Raw genomic sequence first — 18,110 nt, forward strand, 5'->3', positions numbered from 1 at the left:
GTCACACCACCCCGAGGAGCGCGGGCAGTTCGGCGACCGAGCCGAGGACGTGGGTGGCGCCCGCCTGAGTCAGCCGCGCCGCGTCGTGGGCGCCGGTCAGCACCCCGGCGACGACCGAGGCTCCGGCGCGGCGACCGCTGAGCATGTCGTACGAGGTGTCCCCGGCGACCGCGATCCGGGCCACGTCGTGGGTGGCGCGGGTGCGCAGCAGGGCGGTGAGGACCATGTCCGGGTAGGGGCGCCCGCGTCCGGCGTCGGCCGGGCAGAGGGTGAGGGCGGCGAGGTCGTGCCAGCCGAGCGCGTCGAGGATGGCGTCCTGGGTGACGCGGGCGAAGCCGGTGGTCAGGACGGTGGTCAGCCCGGCGGCGGTGAACGTCTCGATCGCCTCGCGGGCGCCGGGCACCGGGGCGATCAGGCCCTCGCCGACCAGGTCGCCGTAGGCGCCCTCGAAGGCGGCGTTGGCACGCCGGGCGGCGTCCTCGTCGCCGAAGAGGTGGCGGAAGACGGAGATCTTCGACTCGCCCATGGTGGCGCGGACGTGGTCGAGCATGGCGGCGTGTTCGTCGCTGCCGGGGGCGACGCCGAGGTGGCGGGCGGCGGCGTCGAAGGCGCGCTCGACGAGACCGTCGTCGGCGACGGTGGTACCGGCCATGTCGAGGACGACCAGCTCGGTGGCGTGCGGGGTGGGTGTGGCGGTCATGGTGGTCACCAGTCCAGTTCGTTCGCGGTCCGCTCGGCGATGGCCGGGGAGCAGGTCATGCCGCGCCCGCCCGGCCCGGTCACCAGCCAGACGCCGTCGCGCACCTGCTGTCGGTGGACGACGCGGGAGGTGTCGGTGCACTGGGCGTAGACACCGGCCCAGCGGCGGCGGACGGTCGGCAGCGGGCGGCCGAGGATCTTCTCGACGACGCCGGTGAGGTGCGTGTACGGGTCCTCGACGACGTCGAAGCCGAACGGCGTCTCGTACTCGTGGGTGTCGCCGATGGTCAGTCCGCCGTCGGCGCGCTGGACCATCAGCAGCTGCATCTTGTGCGCGGCGGCGGTCGGCGGCTGCCGCTGGACGGCGGCGAGCGCGTCCAACTCCTCGCTCGCGTAGGCGGGGTAGTAGCGGAAGCTGTCGGCGTCGGCGACGGAGGTGGTGAGCTTCTCGCCGAGCGGGTCGGTCTGCATCATCTGCAGGCGGACGCGGCGGACCGGCAGGTCGGGGGCGAGTTCGCGGACGAGTCCGCCGAGCCAGGCGCCGGTGCAGAGGAGGACGGCGTCGCCGTGGTGGAGGTCGCCGTGGTCGTCGCGGACGGCGCCGCCGTCGGTGATGTCACGGACCTCGCGACCGCCGAGGAAGGTGTAGCGGCCGGAGGCGAGCAGGGCGTCCTTGAGGGCGCGTTGGGCGACGCGGGGTTCGACGGCGGCGTCGCGCTCGCACCACAGGGCGCCGAGGAAGTCGCCGCGCAGGGCGGGGTTGATCTCGCGGGCGGCGGCCGCGTCGAGGAGGGCGTAGCCGCGGTCGGCGGCGTCCGGGCGGCGGGTGGCGGCCTCGGCGACGGCGCGTTCGGCCTCGTTCATGACGACGCTGAGCGAGCCGGTGGCGCGGAAGCCGATGCCGGGGACGCGGGCGCCGATCTCCTCCCACAGTTCGCGGGCGCGGAGCGCGGTGGTCAGCTCCTCGCCCCCCGCCCGGCCGCTGACCCAGACCTGCCCGAAGTTACGGACCGAGGCGCCGCGGGCCTCGGCCTCCCGCTCGATGTGGAGGACCTCGTGGCCCCGTTCGACTGCGTGCCAGGCGTGCATGGTTCCCAGCACACCGGCTCCGACGACTATGACTCGCATGCCGCTGACGCTCGCGGCGGCGGGTGACCCCGAGCGGTCGCTCCGGCGACGGCTACGTGAACGAGGCCGCAATCTTGGCCTAGACCCGTTACCTTCTCGTGATCTACGAGGGGGACGGAACCCGGCAAGCCGGGCCGCGGCGGGCGGGTGTCAGCCACCCGCGCGGGGGTTGAGATGGGTGGTGAAGGAGAAGCGGTCGCCGCGGTAGAGGGAGCGCACCCGCTCCAGGGGGCGGCCCGCGGTGTCCCGCGAGAAACGGTGGATCAGCAGCATCGGCAGCGCCCCCGGCGTCCCGATGAGCAGCGCCTCCCGCGGCGTGGCGAGCACCGTCTCCAGCCGCTCGTCGGCGTCCCCGAACCCGATGCCCACCTCGTCGTGGAGGTAGGCGTAGAACGACGAGTCGGGGACGAACGCGGTGTCCAGGTCCGGGACCCGCGCCACCGCCACGTAGGTGCTCTCCAGCCCGACCCGCTCGTCGTCGGCGAGGAGCACCCGCTCCATGTGCCAGACCGGGTCCCCGGCGGTCAGCCCGAGATCGACGGCGAGCACCGGCGGGCACGGGAAGCGGTCCAGCCCGATGAGCTGCCGCCCCGGGCGCCGCCCCTGGTCGCGGACGCCCTCGGTGTAGCTGGCCAGCGAGAGCGGCTGCGCCAGCTTGGGACCGGCGACGACGGTGCCGCGCCCCAGCCGCCGCAGCCGTCCCTCCAGGATCAGCTCCCGCAGCGCCTGCCGCAGCGTCTCCCGCGACACCTCGAACCGCTGCGCCAGATCCCGCTCGGCGGGCAGCGGCTCCCCCTCCCCCAACGTGTCGAGCAGCGCCGCGATGTCGACCTTCGCCGCGTAGTACTTCGGTATACGGCCGTGCTCGGGGATACCGGACCGGACGGGCGCGCCAGGGTGCTGGACGTGGGGGGTGTTCACGGCGTGAGTCTCGCACGGGGAGGCGGCGGGCCGCGGCACGGCGGGCGGGGCCGGTGACCGGGGCGCGGGACCCGTCCGCCCGGGCCGGTCGGTTCCGAACGCGGCCGGTCCGGGCGGCAGTTCAGCCGCGCAGCCGCCGGGCCGCGGTCACCAGCCCGGCGCCGCCCACGAGGAGGACCACGGCGGCGAGGGCGAGCGTCGGCATCGGCCCCTGCCCGGCGTCGGCCAGCGCCTGCGGCCGGGCGGGACGGGCCCGGGGCGGGGCGGACGGCGCGGACGGCGCACCGGCGGCGGGCCGCTGCGCACCGGCCGGTCCGGGGTGCCCGGCGGTGACGGTCCGGGGCGCGGTGTGCGGGTCCCGCTCCCCGGGGGCGGCGGCCGGGGGCCGGTCGGCGGGAGCCCGGTCGGCCGGTGCCGTGTGCGCCGGTACGCCGCCGGGTGGCGCCTCGGCCGCGTGCGCGGTGGCGCCGCCCGGGGCGACGCCGCAGGCGCAGGCCAGCAGGGAACCGGCGAAGATCACGCGGAAGGTCGGGCCGGAGGTCCACCGGGCGGCGTCCGTTCCGCCTCCGGGGAGCCGGGAGAGCGCGGGGCGGGCGGTGGCGGCGGCCGTGTCTCCGGGCCCGGCCAGCGCGGGCGCGGCCAGTGCCGCGGGCCCGGTCCGCCCCGCGGGCCCGGTCGGTCGGGCCGGGGCGGCGGCGGGGGCCGGGGGCCGGGGCGTCCCCGTGGTCAGGGGCTGGGGCGGGTGCGTCGCCATGGCGGTCCTTTGCTGCTCGCTGGCCGGGGCGCGCGGCGCCGCGGCCCCCGGCCCACCGCGTACCGCACGTGCCGGACCCTGCCACGGCCGACGGCCCCCGCCGGGAGGCCGGGCACCGGTGCACCCGACCGGCCGCGGGATACCGCCTGATCAGATGACTTTCCGCGCACCGGCCCGGCGCCGGTCGGCCGCCCCCGGCCGCACCCCGCCCGCCTCCGCCGCCCCCGCTGTTGCTTAAGTGGCTCCATGCGCACTCTCCCCGGCACCCCCGCTCCCCCGGCCCGCGACGGCGCCCCGCTCCGCGTCGGGCTGATCGGCTACGGACTGGCGGGCTCGGTGTTCCATGCGCCGCTGATCGCCGCCGCCCCGGACCTGGTGCTGGACACCGTCGCGACCCGCAGCGCCGAGCGGCAGGCGCAGGCCCATGCCGAGCATCCCGGGGTGCGGACCGTAGCGGGCCCCGAGGAGGTCCTCGCGCGCGCCGCTGAGCTGGATCTGATCGTCCTGGCGACGCCCAACAAAACGCATGCGGCGCTGGCCACCGCCGCGCTGGAGGCGGGGCTGCCGGTGGTGGTCGACAAGCCGCTCGCCGCGACCGCCGCCGAGGCCGACCGCCTCGACCGGCTCGCCGCCGACCGCGGGCTGCTGCTCTCCGTCTTCCAGAACCGCCGCTGGGACAACGACTTCCGCACCGTACGCAAGCTGCTGGACGAGGGGGCGTTCGGCGAGGTCCGGCGCTTCGAGTCGCGTTTCGAGCGGTGGCGGCCGCTCCCGAAGGGCGGCTGGCGCGAGTCCGGCGACCCGGCGGAGATCGGCGGCCTCCTCTACGACCTCGGCAGCCACCTCGTCGACCAGGCGCTGACCCTCTTCGGGCCCGTCACCTCGGTCTACGCCGAGTCGGACGTCCGGCGGCCCGGCGCGGAGGCCGACGACGACACCTTCTTCGCGCTCACCCATGCGAACGGGGTCCGCTCCCATCTGTGGGCGGGCGCGGCCGCCGCCCAACTGGGCCCCCGCTTCCGGGTGCTGGGCAGCGCGGCCGGTTATGTGAAGTACGGCCTCGACCCGCAGGAGGCGGCGCTGCGCGCGGGCGACCGGCCCGGCGCGGCGGACGCGTCCTGGGGCGTGGAGCCGGAGTCCGCGTGGGGCCGTCTGGGCGCCGGGGAGTCCCCGGTGACCGGCGGCGGTACGCCGGTGCCGACGCTGCCCGGTGCCTATCCGGCGTACTACTCGGCGGTGGCGCGGGCGCTGCGCGAGGGAGGCCGCCCGCCGGTGACGGCGGCGGAGGCAGCGGCGGCGCTGCGGGTGCTGGAGGCGGCGAAGCGGTCGGCGGCCGAGTCCCGTACGGTCCGGATCGCGCAGCCGGGGGCCTGAGACGGGGCGTTGGGCGCCCCGGACGGGATGTGACGGGGCCCCGGTCACCGTGGTGACCGGGGCCCCTCAGAGGTGACGGCCGGACGTCGGGACGCCGGGCCGCCGGGTGGATCAGTCGGTCCGGCGGTTGCGGAGGAGCAGGACGAGCGCCGCGCCGATGACCAGCGCGCCGATGGCGGAGCTGATCAGCCAGGGGTTGCTGAGCGCACCGCTGGCGGCCAGTTCGTCGTCGTTCCCGTGACCGTGGCCGTGGCCGTGGCCGTGGCCGCCGTCACCGTCACCGCCGCCGGGGCCGTGACCGTGACCGCCGTGCCCGTGGCCGTGGCCGCCCCCGTCGGAGCCGCCGTCGCCCCAGCCCCCGTCACTCCACGAGGCGCTCGGGTGGCCGGTGGGGTGCGTGGGGTGCCAGGTGGGCTCGGTCGGGTGGCCGGTGGGCTCGGTCGGCCACTCCGTCGGCTCGGTGGGGTAGCCGGTGGGCTCGGTGGGACGCCCGGTGGGGTGCGTCGGACGGCCGGTCGGCTCCGTGGGACGGACGGTCGGCCCGGTCGGACGCTCCGTCGGCTCCGTGGGGCGGACCGTCGGCCGGGTCGGTGACGGGGTCGGACGCGTCGGCGTCGCGGTCGGCCCCGTCGGGGTCGGGGTCGGACGGGTCGGGGTCGCCGTGGGCCCCGTCGGGGTGGGAGTCGGCCGGGTCGGCGTCGGGGTCGGCACGGTCGGGGTGACCGTCGGACCCGTCGGTGTCGGCGTCGGCACGGTCGGAGTGACCGTCGGACCCGTCGGCGTCGGGGTCGGCTCCGTAGGCGTCGGGGTCGGCGTCGTGGGCGACGGCGTCGGCGACGGGGTCACCGCGCAGTCCGGCAGATCGCCGGTGAACGGGTAGTTGTGGAACTCCGAGCCGCTGGTGCCGCGGTGGTCCAGGGAGCCCGCGGTGAAGAAGCGGCCGTTCATCCCGGGCACGGTGACCGTCGTCAGGCTCGACGGGCGGCCGACCAGGACGGCGCCCTGGAACTGCGCGCTGCCCCGGAAGTGCACCGAGGTCGCGTCCGGGAAGTTCCACAGCAGCCGCTGGCGGATCCCGCGGGGCTGGAGGTCGTGGCCGATGTAGGTGCTGATGGTGCGGCTGGTGCCGAGCATGTTGACCAGGACGGTCGCACCGTCGGGGATGTTCTCGAAGACGATGCCCTGGTCGCCGCCGTTGGCCGACGCGATGTCGAAGTCGACGTTGAAGACCTGGAGCCGGGAGGTCCCGTCGCCGCGGAAGCGCGTCTGGTAGCCCTCGTTGACGGCGGTGCCGGTCGCGGGGCGCGACGCCCCGTCGACGTAGGCGTAGCAGGAGCTGGACTCGGTCAGCTGGGGCCGCAGATTGCGGTACGGGTCGGCCGCCGCCGGGTCGTGGACGGCGCTGGGCAGGACGGTGCCGCTGAGCGTCCCGCCGTACTTGACCACCCCGGAGACGGCGCCCTCCTCGGCGAGGAGGCGCTGGCCGGGGGCGACCGTGACGTCGTGGCCGACGGTCAGGAAGTCCGAGCCGTCGGGCGGCGGGACCCGCGAACCGACGCCGACCACACCGACGTTGTAGACGCCCGAGCCGTTGGTCTTGTTCATGGCGAAGTTGCCGAGGGTGACGATCTTCCCTTCGGCCTCGGCCGCCGCGCCGCCGACGTGGTAGTTGCCGCCGACGTAGATGTTGATGTTCTCGTCACGGCCCGCGATGGGTCCGTTGTTCGGATCTTCGTAGGAGCCGGGGCAGTCGCTGCCCAGGCAGGGGCCGAGGCCGCCCGGCAGGGGGTTGGCGAACACCACGGCGGCGCCGAGCCCCAGCAGTGCGGCGAGCGCCGTACCGACCAGGGCGGCCAGCGCCGCTCTCCACCATCTTTTCTGCTTTCCTGGCATGCCGGGCACTATGCGGAGGGCGCCCGCGCGCACCGGGGAGCGCCCGGGCGCGTCGCCGGAAAACCGACCGGCAGATGGGCCACCGGGGAGCCATCTGCCGTAGCGACGCGCCCGGGCACCGGTCCGCGAGGTGTCACCTCGTCGGCCGACGCACCGTCATATGAGCGGATGTCACCCGGTGGCCCGTCAGGCGTCCTTGAGCTGCTGGCGCTGGCGGCCCAGACCGTCGATCTCCAGCTCGACCACATCGCCCGCGCGCAGATACGGCTTGGGCTCCGGCTGCCCCATCGCCACGCCCGCCGGGGTGCCGGTGTTGATGACGTCGCCCGGGTACAGCGTCATGAAGTGGCTGACGTACCGGACCACCTCGGCCACCGGGAAGATCTGCTCGGCGGTGGTACCGCGCTGCCGCAGCTCACCGTTGACCCACAGCCGCAGCCCGAGCGCCTGCGGGTCGGGCACCTCGTCGGCGGTGACCAGCCAGGGGCCCAGCGGGTTGAAGGTCTCGCAGTTCTTGCCCTTGTCCCACTGGCCGCCCCGCTCGATCTGGAAGGCGCGTTCGGAGACGTCGTGGGCGACGGTGTACCCGGCGACGGCGGCGCGCGCCGCGTCGTCGTCCGGGAGGTAGCGGGCGGTGCGGCCGATGACGACGGCGAGTTCGACCTCCCAGTCGGTCTTCTCGGCGCCGCGCGGCACCAGCACCGTGTCGTCGGGCCCGACGACCGTGTCCGGCGCCTTGAGGAAGACGATCGGCTCCGCGGGGACGGCGGCGCCGGTCTCCCGGGCGTGGTCGTGGTAGTTCAGCCCGATGCACACGACCTTGCCGATCCGGGCGACGGGCGGGCCGGTACGCAGCCCCACCGCGTCGAGGACGGGCAGCTCACCCGCGTCCGCGGCCGTACGGATACGGGCCAGCGCGGCGTCGTCCGCGAGCAGCGTCCCGTCGATGTCCGGCACCAGCCCGGACAGGTCGCGCAGCGTTCCGTCGGCGTCGCGCAGCGCCGGGCGTTCCGCCCCTGTGGTTCCGACACGCAGCAGCTTCATCGGTCACTCCCGTGGTCGAAGGTCGGCCCGGAAGGGTCCTCCCGGGCCGGCCGATGGGGACGGCCATCGGGCAGTCGGGCGATCGTGCAGGAACCCCGCCCACTCCGCAAGACCCCCGTCCACGGGCTGGGACGCGGGGCCCAAAACCCCCGCTCCGGTACCCCGGGGCGAAGATTTCCGGCCGCCCCGCTCAGCTCCGGACCGCCACCGCCGCCGCCCGCGCGGCACCGTCCCGGCCCTTACCGGACGCCTCGGCGGGCCGGTCCCGGTGGAGCAGGGCGCGTTCCACGGCGGTCCACGCGGTGGTGGTGACGACGTAGAGCGCGGCGGCGAGCGGCACCACGGCGACGGTGATCAGCGTGGCGTACGAGAGCAGCGGGAGCACCTTGGTCAGGCCCGCGGCGCCCGGCATCGCGGGCGTCTCGCCCGCCGGTCGCCGGGCCGCGGCGGCCCGTGCCCGCCGCAGGTTCCAGGTGGCGACGGCGGTGACCAGCGCGAACAGCCCCAGGTAGACCAGCCCGTGCGGGCCGAACGGGCCGCCGTCGGCCAGCGCCTGCGCCCAGTGCCCGCCGAGCGGCGCACCGAGGAGGGTGTGGCCGAGCAGCCCGGAGCCGCCGGTGGAGAAGAGGTGGTACATCACGAAGAAGACGGGCAGCTGGAGCAGCGAGGGCAGGCATCCGGCGAGCGGGGAGGCGCCGGTGGTGGCGTACAGCTCGGTGGTGGCCCGGCGGAGCTTCTCCGGGTCGCCCTTGTGCTTCCGCTGGAGCGCGGTGAGCTGCGGGGCGAGCGCGGTGCGGGCCTTCTCGCCGCGGGCGGCGGCGCGGGCCAGCGGGTGCAGCGCGGCGCGGACCGCCAGCGTGCACAGGACGATGGCGGCGGCGGTGGCCGAGGCGCCGAAGAGCGGTTCGATCGCCTGCGCGCCGTGCGCCAGCAGATCGCCGAGCGGACCGAAAACGGACATGGATGAGCCCTCCACGGGTCTCGTCGTGCCGGGATGAGGAAGCGGCGTGACGGGCCGTGCGGGACGCGGATGCCGTGACCGGACCACCGGACCGGCCGCCCTGGGTCCCGTGGGGCCGGGCGGTGCGGTGTGGTGGGCGCCCGGACCTCCGCGGTGCGGGGCCCCGGCGGGCTCCCCCGTGACGGGGGCGGGCCCTGGGTACGGCGCCGCTGCGGGCTCCCGGATACGGGGCCCGGCGGGCGGGTGCGGGCGGCTGGCCCGCGGTGCGTCTACGCGGCCGTCGGGAGGGCGCGGCCGGGTGCCCGGGGCCGCGGACGGCCCGCGGCGTCCGGATCGCGTTGCGGCAGGAAGGCGGTGCGCCGTTCACGGTCCCGGATCGCGGTACGGACCCGGCCCGGCGGCATCGGTCGGGCGGCCCCGGCGAGGAGTCCGAGCAGGAACGCCCGGCACAGCAGCAGCATGGCGCCGGTGGTCGCGGCGGCGGTGAGCGCCGTCGCCGGTCCGCTCTCGGCCAGCAGCAGACCGACGAGGAGGAGCGCCAGGGCCGAGGTGTGGAGCCGCCAGAGTTCGGCGATGCGGGACATCGGGCGCCTCCTCACGGCGGTCGGTGCGCCGGGCGGACCCGGCGCGGCCCGCGCCCGTACGGGGCGGGGCCTGTCGTGGCGTCAAGGGTAACCACGGTGCGCGCGGTTCCGGGAGCGGGTGGGCAAAACGCCTGCTCCGCCCACCGCTCCGGTCAGTTCGCGCTGTCCGCCGCGCCCACCGCGACGGCCCGGTCCCCCTCGGTCAGCCGCGGGAACTCGTCGTCCACGGCCAGCACCTCCGTGTCCGGCCGGGCGTCGCGTGCGCGCGGTCCGAAGCGGGTGACGGCGAGGGCGACCGCGACGTTCAGGGCCAGCGCGAGCAGCCCCGCGTTGACGCCCCACAGCGGGTCGTGGCCGCTGAAGACCGCCGCGCAGACGAGGGCGATCCCGGCCACCGCCCCGGCGACCGCCGCCTGCCAGGTGAAGCGCCGCCACACCAACCCCAGCAGCAGCATCGGCACCAGTTGGGCCATCCCCTCGTACGAGATGAGGGAGAGCCGGACGAGGGTCTGCGGGGCGAAGTAGGTCAGCAGCAGCGCGAGGGTTCCGGCGGCGACCACGACAAGCTGCGACCAGCGTTTCTGCCGCTGCCCGGCCGCACCGTCGACCGGCTCCCCCGGACCGGCGCCCGCCCCGGACCGGGCGCCGAACACGCTGCGGCCCCACATCGTGCCGATGACCAGCATGAACACCGCCATCGGGACGATCGAGGAGAGCGCCGCGGCCACCCCGATCACCCCGACCGCCCACGCCGGGAGGGAGTCCGTGACCAGCTTGAACAGCGCCAGGTCGGACTGGGTGCCGGTCAGCCCCGGCACCACGAAGAGCGCCGCCATGCCGAGCGCCACCGGCACGAACAGCAGCACGTTGTACGCGGGCAGATAGACGGCGTTGCGGCGCAGGGTGTCGGCGCTGCGGGCGCCGAGGTATCCGGCGACCGTCGTCGGGAAGATCACCACGGTCAGCGAGTTGACGACGGTGGTCGAGATGAACCAGCCCTGGCCCAGACCGCCGGACTCGTGCCCGGGGAACGTCAGCCACTGCGGTTTCTCGGCGACCACCCGGTCGAGGAAGGCGCCGTAGCCGTCGAAGTAGTGCAGCGGCACATAGACGACGAGGAAGCCGAGGGTGGCGATGACCAGCACGTCCTTGAGGACGGAGACCCAGGCGCTGCCGCGCAGCCCGCTGACCACGACGAAGGTGGTGGTCAGCGCGAAGCCGAGGAAGTACGCCCAGTTGAGGCTGATCGCGCCGTAGGAGATCGTCGAGACGACGACGCCCATGCCGGTGATCTGGAGCTGGATGTACGGCAGCAGACAGACGGTGGCGAAGAGAGCGACGGCGGTGCCCAGCCAGGGGCGTCCGTAGCGGTGCGCGACGATGTCGGTGATGCCGACCAGCCCGTGGCGGCGCGCGTACGCCCAGAGCATCGGGCCGACGACATAGCCCAGGGCGTAGCCGCAGGACATGTAGGCGATGACGTAGAGGACCGGGGCGCCGAAGCGGTAGCCCCACCCGGCGGCGCCGAGATAGCTGAAGCTGGTGTAGCTCTCACCGGCCATCAGCACCCAGATGAAGACGGTGCCCAGGCTGCGGCCGCCGACCGACCACTCGGCGAGCCCGCGCTCCCGGCGTCCGCCGCGGCGGGCGCGGACCGCCAGCAGGCCCAGCGCGAGGGTCAGCGCCATGAAGACGGCGAAGACGGAGGTGGCGACGGTCGCCTTCATCGCCGCCCCCGCCGCAGGTCACCGCGGCGCGCCAGCCACACCGCGCCCGGTGTCGCCACGGTCGCCAGCAGCATCCAGAAGAAGAGGAACGGCAGCCCGAACACGGTCGGTGTGAGCCGGTTGACCAGCGGCAACACGGCGAGGAAGAGGACGTAGGGCAGCAGCAGCCACAGCAGCGCCGGGCGCTTGCGGGAGCCCGGGGGCGCGCCGCCGGGTGTCTGATTTCGCACGGGGCGAGAGCTTAAGGGGTGGCCCGCCCCCGGCGGCAGGGTCCGGTCAGCGCGGAGTCGTGCTCCGCAGCTCCGCCCAGACGATCAGCCGGTACGTGGAGGTGAACTCCGGGGTGCAGGTCGTCAGGGTGAGATAGGAGCCCGGGGCGGTGAACCCGTACGCGGGGTGGACGGTGCTGCGCGGGACCGGCGCGAGGACGCCGGTGTCGCCCGGGGTGGTGTGGGGCAGCACGGCGCGGACGACATAGCCGAGGACGGCGTCGGCGGTGTCGATACGGACGGTGTCGCCGACCCGCAGCCGGTCGAGGCGGCGGAACGGCTCGCCGTGGGTGTTGCGGTGCCCGGCCAGCGCGGCGTTGCCCTCGGCGCCGGGCTGCGCGGTGCCCGGGTAGTGCCCCACGTACCCCTTGTCGAGGACCGCGGTCCGGCCGACGCCCTCGGCGACCGGTACGTCGAGCCCGAGGCGGGGGATGTGCAGGACGGCGTACCCGTCGGTGGCCGGACGCGGCGGCGCGGGCCGGACGGCCGGGGCGCGGGGACGCGGGGCCGGGCCCGCCGTCGGCGCGGGCCCGGCGGCGGTCCCGGTGGGCGCGGGTGGCGCGGCGGGCGGGGGCTGCGGGCGGGCCCACCGGCGTTCCAGCTGTCCGACGCGGTCCTGTGCGGCGTCGTGGGCCTGGCGGTTGGTCCACCACAGCTGGTGGACGACGAGCAGCAGCAGGACCGCCCCGCAGGTGACCGCCGTCTCGGCGAGCGCCCGCACCGCCCGGCCCGGCGCCCGCCGCCGCCCGCGCACCGCAACCGCCCGCTCCCAGGACCCCTGCACGCGGGCACCGTAGACGCTACGGGCGGAGGTCACCAGGGGCGCGGCCGGGCGGTCCGGACCGGGCCGGGCGCCGCGCCCCTGGCACCGGACGCCTCACCAGCCGAACGCCTGCGAGACCGCGTAGATGCCCAGCCCGGCCAGCGCGCCGACCACCGTGCCGTTGATCCGGATGAACTGCAGGTCACGCCCGATGTGTGCCTCGATCTTCCGGGAGGTCTGTTCGGCGTCCCAGGAGGCGACGGTGTCGGTGATCAGGGCGGTGATCTCGTGCTGATAGGTCGTCACGACGTAGACCGCGGCGCCCTCCAGCCAGCCGTCGACCTTGCCCTGGAGCCGCTCGTCACGGGCGAGGCGCTGTCCGAGGGAGAGCAGGGCGGCGCGGGCCCGCTGCCGCAGTTCGCTGTTCTCGTCCTCCGCCGCCGCGACGATCATCGCGCGGACCGCGTTCCAGGCGGAGGCGATGAGGTCCTGCACCTCGCCGCGGCCCAGCACCTCCGACTTGAGGCGTTCGACGCGCGCCCGGGTGTCCGGGTCGGTGCGCAGATCGGTGGCGAAGTCGGTGAGGAAGCGGTCGAGGGCGCCGCGCGCCGGGTGCTCGGGCATGTCGCGCATCTCGGTGACGAAGCGCAGCAGCTCCTTGTAGACCCGGTCGCCCACCCTCCGGTCGACGAACCGCGGCGTCCAGCCGGGCGCCCCGCCGGAGACCGCGCTCATCACCGAGTCGCCGTGGGTGACCAGCCAGTCGTGGGCGCGGGCGCAGACCAGGTCCACCACCCGGCGGTGGCCGCCGTCCGCGACGATCTTGCCGAGCATCGAGCCGAGCCCCGGCGCGATCTCCTGCGCGTCGGCCCGCCGGGTGATCGCCTCCCCCACGACCGCCTGGACGTCCGCGTCGCGCAGCACGGTCAGCGCGCCGCGCAGCGCCGTGGACAGCTCGGCGGTCACCCGGTCGGCGTTACGGGGCTCCGCCAGCCAGCCGCCGAGCCGCCGCCCGACGCCGACGGAGCGCAACCGGCGGCGCACCACCTCGTCGGAGAGGAAGTTCTCCCCGACGAACTCCCCGAGGCTCTGCCCCAGTTGGTCCTTCTTGGTGGGGATGATGGCGGTGTGCGGGATGGGCAGCCCCATGGGGCGTTTGAAGAGCGCGGTGACCGCGAACCAGTCGGCCAGCGCACCGACCATGCCCGCCTCGGCCGCCGCGGCCACATATCCGGCCCAGCCCCCGGCCCCGGACGCCCCCGCCCACCTGGCGAGGACGTAGATCAGCGCGACCGCCAGCAGCAGGCCGGTGGCGATCGTCTTCATCCGCCGGACGGCCCGGCGTCTGTCCCGGTCGGCGGCGGTCTGCGGGCCGGTGCCGACCGGCAGGGCCGCGTGCGGCGCCGACGTCGTCTGCGTGCGTTCCATCCACTCCACCGTTCCCGAATCCCGCGGTGCGGCGCACCACGGTCCGGCCGCGCCGCGCCGGGTACCGGCCGCGGGAGGCCGCGTGGGTCAACTGTGACCCACCGGTGGAACGAACCACGAGTCCCACGCGTCGGTGCCCTGGGGGGCGCGCAAAGGGCGCCGGGCGCCCCCCGGATCCGCCGTGGGATCATGGCGGGACCGATCGGACCGCAACGGTGCCGCTGATCGCCGGACCCCCAGGTCCGCCGCCCTCCGAGCCGCGGAAGGCGGCGGCAGCCGAGGCGCCCGGCCGCCCCTGCCCGCCCGGAGCCCGCGGCTCCGCCGTCCCAGGAGATCCGCCCCGCATGAACAAAAGTGTGGGCTACGCCCTGCTCGCCGGTCTGGCGGCCGTGGTGGTGCTCGTCTCGACCGCGATCTTCGTCGGCTTCGGCGGCACCGGCGGCTCCTGGGGCAACGACGCCACCCACCGGCCCCGCGACCCGGCGGCGCCCGCCGTCTCCGGCCAGTGGGTCGGCACCTGGTCCGCCGCGGCAGCCGCCGCCGAGCCGGGCACCCTGGACGGCTACGCGGGCATGTCGATCCGGAACGTCGTGCACACCAGCGTCGGCGGCTCCAGCGCCCGGATCCAGCTCTCCAACCTCTACGGCACCCGCCCGCTCCCGGTCAGCCACGCCTCCCTGGCGCTCGCCTCGGCGCCCAGCGACCCGACGGCGGCGGTCGGCACCATGCGCCGTCTGGCGTTCGGCGGCCGTGCGGCGGTGACCATCCCGGCGGGCGGCGCGGTCACCAGCGACCCGGTCCGGCTCGCCGTCCCGCAGGACGCCGACCTGCTGGTCACCACGTACTCCCCGTCGCCGTCCGGCCCCGCCACGTACCACCCGTACGCCCGCCAGACGTCGTATCTGGCGCGCGGTGACCGTACGGAGGACACGACGGGCGCGGCGTACACCGAGCAGAGCCCGTACTGGCGGTATCTGACCGGTGTCGACGTGTGGAGCACCGAGGCGCACGGCGCGGTGGTGGTCATCGGCGACTCGATCACCGACGGCATCACCTCCACCGCGGGCGCCAACCACCGCTGGACGGACTTCCTCGCCACCCGGCTGCGCACCGAGCCGGGCGCGCCCCGCTACGGCGTCCTCAACCAGGGCATCAGCGGCAACCGCCTGCTGGTCAACGGCTCCCGCTTCTCCCCCAACAACGGCCCCAGCGTCCTCTCCCGCCTCGACCGGGACGCGTTCTCGCACAGCGGGGTGAAGGCGGTCGTCGTCGAGATCGGCATCAACGACCTGCTCAAGACGCCCCGCCAGTACGACCCGGAGAAGATCCTCGCCGGGATGCGCCAGGTCGTCCGGGACGCGCACGCCCGCGGGCTGCGGGTGACCGGCGGCACGCTCACCCCGTTCAGCGGCCACCGCGGCTACACCACCAAGCTCGACGACGTCCGCCGCAAGGTGAACGCCACCATCCGCTCCGGCGCCGTCTTCGACGAGGTCGTCGACTTCGACAAGGCCCTCCGCGACCCCTGGTCCCCCGAGCGCCTCCGCCCCTCGTACGACTCCGGCGACCATCTCCACCCCAGCGACGAGGGCTACCGCGCGATGGCCGACGCGATCAACCTGGACCAGCTGCGGCGGGCGGCCCCGGCGTCGCTGTGAGGCGCGGGGCGGGGTACCGGCCCGCCCCGCCCCTGGTGGGTCACCCGGTCGGCGGCAGCGGCGGCAGCGGCAGGGGCAGCCCCGGCAGGCCGTCCAGGCTGGTCGCGATGTGCGGATTCTTCCGGAAGTACGCGTCGAGCGACTCATCGCTCTCGCGCGCGAAGCGCGAGCCGTGCAGCGGGCGGTCCCCCTCGTAGGCCATGAAGGGGACGCCGAATCCGCAGCTGTCGCGGATCCGCTCGGCGGTCACGACGATGATCGCGCGCAGTCCGTGCCGGGTCGGATCGATGTCCGGGAAGTGCTCCATCAACCCGTCCCACCGCGCGTCGTCGCGGAAGACCGGCTCCCCGCGACCGTGTACGCGCACGATGGTGGGCGGGCCGTCGAACGCGCACCACATCAGGGTGATGCGGCCGTTCTCCCGGAGGTGCGCGATCGTCTCGGCGGTGCTGCCGGCGAAATCGAGGTAGGCCACGGTGAGTCCGTCGATCACGGCGAACGAGCCCTTCAGGCCCTTGGGTGAAAGGTTGACGGTGCCGTCGCCGCTCAGCGGCGCCGTCCCGGTGAAGAAGAGGTGCTGCGCCTCGATGAACGCGCGCAGCCTGCCGTCTATCCGCTCGTAGTTCTTCCCCATACGCCGAGTATGGCGACCCGGTCCCGCCCGGGTGTGCGGCTCCGGACACCGGACGCGGTCCCTCGGGAGCGGCTGCGGCGGACGGCCCCGGCTCCGCGGTGCGGCGCCGCCCGCCGGATACGGGGACGTCCCTACGGGTGGTAGATCTCCTCCAGGGCGGTGATCAGGCCCTTGCCGTCGACGCGGTAGGCGAAGTGCGGGGTGTTGCCGAGCTGGTGGCTCGTCAGCCACTCCGGGGTGACCTTCTTGGTGGTGTTGCCCTCGTAGACCGTGACGGTGGCGCCCCGCGCGAAGCCGAGCGACCGGGCCGCCCCGCTCGGCGTGTAGACGACGTCCTCGTCGTTGGCGGTGTTGACCTTGCAGGTCTCCGGGGTGACCCGCACGACGACCTTGCCGCCGGTCTTCTTGGCGGAGTGCAGGTCGAAGAAGTGCCGGTAGCCGGTGGGCGCGTGGCACGGCACCCAGGACGTACCGCGCGCCGCCGTCTGCGGGGCGGCCACGGCGGCACCGGACGCGACGGCGACGAGGGCGGCGGCGGAGGCGAGGGAGGCGGCGCCGGAGACGTATCGGTGGTTCATGAGCATCCTTGCGACGAAGAACTGCTGACACCCGGAGAGAGGCCGGGCAACGACGGCACGTTGCACCGGCCGACCCCTATTTCGTCCGCCCCGCGCACACCGGTCCCGCTCAGGCGCGGAACGCGTCCCCCTTGACGCCCGCGACGAAGGACGCGAACGCGGTCGCGGGCACGCTCAGCCGCGGGCCGTCCGGGTCCTTGGAGTCCCGGACGGGAACGACGCCGTGCGAGGCGACGAGGACGGCGGTCACCTCGACGCAGGCACCGCCGTTGTTGCTGTGGGTGGACTTGAACCAACGGTCGGCAGAGATCTCGATGCACTGACCGCCGTTGTTGCTGTACGAGGACTTGAACCAGCGCTCGGCGGCCACCTCGACGCACTGGCCACCGTTGTCGCTGTACGAGGACTTGAACCATTGCAGGGGCTCGGTCATGACGGCACTCCCTTTCGCAGCCTTGTCGGCACGCTCATGGATCGGTCCGAGGGTAGAAGCCCGGCGGCGCCGCCCGCGAGATGGCGAAACAAGCCCCGCCCGCCTCCGGTCGAGAGGCGGGCGGGGCTTTTCGTCGTACGCGGTCCGGCTCAGGCGCGGAACTCGTCCGCCTTCACGCCCGCCACGAAGGACGCGAAGGCGGTCGCGGGCACGCTCAGCGCCGGGCCCTGCGGGTCCTTCGAGTCGCGGACGGGGACCACGCCGCGCGAGGCGACGAGGTTAGCGGCGATCTCGATGCAGGCGCCGCCGTTCTCGCTGTACGAGGACTTGAACCATCGGGGGGATTCGGTCGTCATGGGGAGCCCTTTCGCAACTGCTTGATCATGGCCACGGATTCCGCCTGGGAGGGCGCTTGGGCCTGTAGTTGATGGTAGGACGTCAACAGAGGCAGCACGAAGGTGATGTCCCGCTCCAGGTGCCCTTGGTGGGCGGATTCCGCGTACGACACGAGTGAACGGTCGGGCAGAGTCAGCAGGTAGAGAGGCAGACTGAGCGGCCGCCGGGCTCCCATGGCGAACGGTGCAACTTGCAGCACAGTGTTCGGTAGCTCGGAAAACTCAATCAGTCGTTCCAACTGAGCCTCCATGACGCCTCGTTCCCCGACTGGCCGCAGGAGACAGCTCTCGTCCATCATCACGAAGACCAGCGGCGCGGGCGTCCGGGCGAGGGTGGCCTGCCTCTCCTCGATGAGCGTGATTCGCTCCGCCGCCTGCTCCTCGGTGATCGCCCCGCGTTTCACCACGCTCTCCAGTAGGGCCGTTGCGTACTCAGGCGTCTGAACGAGTCCCGGTATCACCCCGACCTCGTAAAGGCGGATCTCCGCCGCCTGAGCCTCGTACTCGACGAACTGCGGGAAGCCCTCCAGCAGGCCCGAGTGCTGGAGCTTCCGCCACGCGCGTTCGAATTCTTCTCCGGTGCTCAGCGCTACGTCCGCTCGCCGGGCGAGCGGAAGAGTAGGACGTTTGCGACCAGTTTCCACGGCCGAGATGTGGGTGCCGGAGTACCCCATCCGTTCGGCCAACTCTTCCTGCTTCCAGCCGCGTTCCTCCCGTGACGTGCGCAGACGCGCCCCGAACGCCGCCTCCGGCGAGCTGTCCGGGTCCAACTCCTTGCGATTCACGACTCGATCACCAACTTTTCCTCCCCCTGACACACGTTGAACGGCCCTCTCAACGTAGGCCACGCTGCATCTCCCGGTAGTG

At 74.4% G+C, this 18,110-nt stretch carries 19 protein-coding genes; 2 read left to right on the plus strand and 17 right to left on the minus strand.

Annotated elements, in window-relative coordinates; genetic code table 11:
• Nucleotide 1: 1 nt before the first annotated feature.
• From IF23_RS0113525 to IF23_RS0113540, 4 genes are all read right to left on the minus strand, one after another.
• Nucleotides 2–700, minus strand: a complete 699-nt coding sequence (locus IF23_RS0113525; RefSeq protein WP_030283292.1) for a phosphonatase-like hydrolase — start codon at nucleotides 698–700, stop codon at nucleotides 2–4.
• 5 nt (nucleotides 701–705) lie between these two features.
• Nucleotides 706–1,827 (minus strand): TIGR03364 family FAD-dependent oxidoreductase, encoded by a 1,122-nt coding sequence (locus IF23_RS0113530; RefSeq protein ID WP_030283294.1) that lies wholly within the window; start codon nucleotides 1,825–1,827, stop codon nucleotides 706–708.
• 150 nt (nucleotides 1,828–1,977) lie between these two features.
• The gene (locus IF23_RS0113535) at nucleotides 1,978–2,748 is read right to left on the minus strand and encodes a GntR family transcriptional regulator (protein WP_030283296.1); all 771 of its coding nucleotides are present in this window, start codon (nucleotides 2,746–2,748) and stop codon (nucleotides 1,978–1,980) included.
• A gap of 121 nt (nucleotides 2,749–2,869) precedes the next feature.
• The gene (locus IF23_RS0113540; protein WP_030283297.1) at nucleotides 2,870–3,502 is read right to left on the minus strand and encodes a hypothetical protein; all 633 of its coding nucleotides are present in this window, start codon (nucleotides 3,500–3,502) and stop codon (nucleotides 2,870–2,872) included.
• A 246-nt stretch (nucleotides 3,503–3,748) separates the two neighbouring features.
• Here IF23_RS0113540 and IF23_RS0113550 point away from each other — a divergent pair, with 246 nt between their 5' ends.
• Nucleotides 3,749–4,876 (plus strand): Gfo/Idh/MocA family protein, encoded by a 1,128-nt coding sequence (locus IF23_RS0113550; protein WP_030283299.1) that lies wholly within the window; start codon nucleotides 3,749–3,751, stop codon nucleotides 4,874–4,876.
• Nucleotides 4,877–4,987: 111 nt separating this feature from the next.
• Here the strand turns inward: IF23_RS0113550 and IF23_RS0113560 are convergent, their stop codons facing one another.
• The 8 genes from IF23_RS0113560 to IF23_RS0113595 all read right to left on the minus strand — a co-directional run bounded on the left by IF23_RS0113560 (nucleotide 4,988) and on the right by IF23_RS0113595 (nucleotide 13,545).
• Nucleotides 4,988–6,769 carry a choice-of-anchor A family protein gene (locus tag IF23_RS0113560; RefSeq protein WP_051739553.1) on the minus strand — a complete coding sequence of 594 codons (1,782 nt, stop codon included), beginning with the start codon at nucleotides 6,767–6,769 and terminating at the stop codon, nucleotides 4,988–4,990.
• 186 nt (nucleotides 6,770–6,955) lie between these two features.
• Entirely contained in the window at nucleotides 6,956–7,813 is an 858-nt protein-coding gene (locus tag IF23_RS0113565; RefSeq protein WP_030283303.1) for a fumarylacetoacetate hydrolase family protein, read from the minus strand.
• A 190-nt stretch (nucleotides 7,814–8,003) separates the two neighbouring features.
• Nucleotides 8,004–8,774, minus strand: coding sequence for a YidC/Oxa1 family membrane protein insertase (locus tag IF23_RS0113570; RefSeq protein ID WP_051739554.1), 771 nt, complete (start codon nucleotides 8,772–8,774; stop codon nucleotides 8,004–8,006).
• Between the two features lie 269 nt (nucleotides 8,775–9,043).
• Complete coding sequence (locus IF23_RS0113575) at nucleotides 9,044–9,358, minus strand: DUF6412 domain-containing protein (protein WP_030283307.1); 315 nt, start codon at nucleotides 9,356–9,358, stop codon at nucleotides 9,044–9,046.
• 152 nt (nucleotides 9,359–9,510) lie between these two features.
• Nucleotides 9,511–11,085 (minus strand): sodium:solute symporter family protein, encoded by a 1,575-nt coding sequence (locus tag IF23_RS0113580; protein WP_030283308.1) that lies wholly within the window; start codon nucleotides 11,083–11,085, stop codon nucleotides 9,511–9,513.
• Nucleotides 11,082–11,315 (minus strand): DUF3311 domain-containing protein, encoded by a 234-nt coding sequence (locus tag IF23_RS0113585; RefSeq protein WP_051739555.1) that lies wholly within the window; start codon nucleotides 11,313–11,315, stop codon nucleotides 11,082–11,084. Before IF23_RS0113585 ends, IF23_RS0113580 begins: the two co-directional genes overlap by 4 nt.
• Nucleotides 11,316–11,361: 46 nt before the next feature.
• Nucleotides 11,362–12,138 (minus strand): class E sortase, encoded by a 777-nt coding sequence (locus IF23_RS0113590; protein WP_425423837.1) that lies wholly within the window; start codon nucleotides 12,136–12,138, stop codon nucleotides 11,362–11,364.
• Nucleotides 12,139–12,231: 93 nt separating this feature from the next.
• Nucleotides 12,232–13,545: a DUF445 domain-containing protein gene (locus IF23_RS0113595; RefSeq protein ID WP_030283311.1), complete on the minus strand. Its 1,314-nt coding sequence runs from the start codon at nucleotides 13,543–13,545 to the stop codon at nucleotides 12,232–12,234.
• 344 nt (nucleotides 13,546–13,889) lie between these two features.
• Between IF23_RS0113595 and IF23_RS0113600 the strand changes: the two genes are divergently transcribed.
• The gene (locus IF23_RS0113600; protein WP_030283312.1) at nucleotides 13,890–15,203 is read left to right on the plus strand and encodes an SGNH/GDSL hydrolase family protein; all 1,314 of its coding nucleotides are present in this window, start codon (nucleotides 13,890–13,892) and stop codon (nucleotides 15,201–15,203) included.
• A 40-nt stretch (nucleotides 15,204–15,243) separates the two neighbouring features.
• Here IF23_RS0113600 and IF23_RS0113605 read toward each other — a convergent pair whose 3' ends face one another.
• The 5 genes from IF23_RS0113605 to IF23_RS0113625 form a co-directional block, all read right to left on the minus strand.
• On the minus strand, nucleotides 15,244–15,837 hold the full coding sequence (locus IF23_RS0113605) for a pyridoxamine 5'-phosphate oxidase family protein (RefSeq protein ID WP_030283313.1): 594 nt from the start codon (nucleotides 15,835–15,837) through the stop codon (nucleotides 15,244–15,246).
• A 131-nt stretch (nucleotides 15,838–15,968) separates the two neighbouring features.
• Nucleotides 15,969–16,415 (minus strand): hypothetical protein, encoded by a 447-nt coding sequence (locus IF23_RS0113610; RefSeq protein ID WP_030283315.1) that lies wholly within the window; start codon nucleotides 16,413–16,415, stop codon nucleotides 15,969–15,971.
• A gap of 109 nt (nucleotides 16,416–16,524) precedes the next feature.
• Nucleotides 16,525–16,848 carry a DUF397 domain-containing protein gene (locus IF23_RS31180; RefSeq protein WP_078653960.1) on the minus strand — a complete coding sequence of 108 codons (324 nt, stop codon included), beginning with the start codon at nucleotides 16,846–16,848 and terminating at the stop codon, nucleotides 16,525–16,527.
• Nucleotides 16,849–16,997: 149 nt separating this feature from the next.
• Nucleotides 16,998–17,204, minus strand: a complete 207-nt coding sequence (locus IF23_RS0113620; protein WP_030283319.1) for a DUF397 domain-containing protein — start codon at nucleotides 17,202–17,204, stop codon at nucleotides 16,998–17,000.
• A complete protein-coding gene (locus IF23_RS0113625; RefSeq protein ID WP_030283322.1) occupies nucleotides 17,201–18,028 on the minus strand; it encodes a helix-turn-helix domain-containing protein in 828 nt (275 codons plus the stop codon). The genes IF23_RS0113620 and IF23_RS0113625 overlap by 4 nt, the downstream gene beginning before the upstream one ends.
• Nucleotides 18,029–18,110 lie beyond the last annotated feature (82 nt).

It is taken from the genome of Streptomyces catenulae (genome assembly GCF_000718015.1).
In the GTDB taxonomy this organism is placed as follows: domain Bacteria; phylum Actinomycetota; class Actinomycetes; order Streptomycetales; family Streptomycetaceae; genus Streptomyces; species Streptomyces catenulae.